This window comes from Streptococcus sp. 5346, from assembly GCF_013277455.1.
GTDB lineage: Bacteria > Bacillota > Bacilli > Lactobacillales > Streptococcaceae > Streptococcus.
The window spans coordinates 1-546 of the sequence record NZ_VMMY01000025.1; the positions used below are offsets into that span (position 1 = coordinate 1).

The 546-nt window shown below is 47.4% G+C and carries 1 protein-coding gene; it reads left to right on the top strand.

The window, feature by feature from the left end; genetic code table 11:
- A partial coding sequence (locus tag HT732_RS10080) for a hypothetical protein (RefSeq protein ID WP_205380667.1) occupies positions 1 to 542 on the top strand: 542 nt, incomplete at its 5' end.
- Positions 543 to 546 lie beyond the last annotated feature (4 nt).

Sequence of the window (546 nt, forward strand, 5' to 3'; positions counted from 1 at the left end):
CAAAAGTTGGAGAAGGCGATCTAGAAAATAGCACAAACAGTGCAGCCTACAGCAAACAAGCGCATACTGTTCGTAAGACAGACATCATCAAGAAACCAACAGACACCTTGAGTGGCGAAGACCTTCATACGAAGACGGGAGTTGTGGGAGTCACAGTAGGAACGGAAGAGAAAGACTATGCGTCATCGAACATTCACTCCGTGACTTCAAAAGAACAATTACCAAGCTTAACTGCAGGAAGCACCCAAGATATTCCAGTTACGATTACTTACACTGACGGAAGTAGTGAAGACACGACTGTTAAGTTGAAAGTAACGAAAGCCGCGCCAACAGCCCCAACCGTAGAACAATGGCAAAACGGTAACTTGAAAGTGACTCCAGATACGACAAATGGAGGCGATCGCATCGAGATTCCGTTGACAGAAGGCGGACCAGTTGTTGTCAAGAAAGGGGACAATGGCACTTGGACTGTAGAGGGTAACCATCCAGGCGTGAAGGTTACAGGCGGTTCGATTGAAGTTCCAGCGGACAAAGTAGGCTGACAGC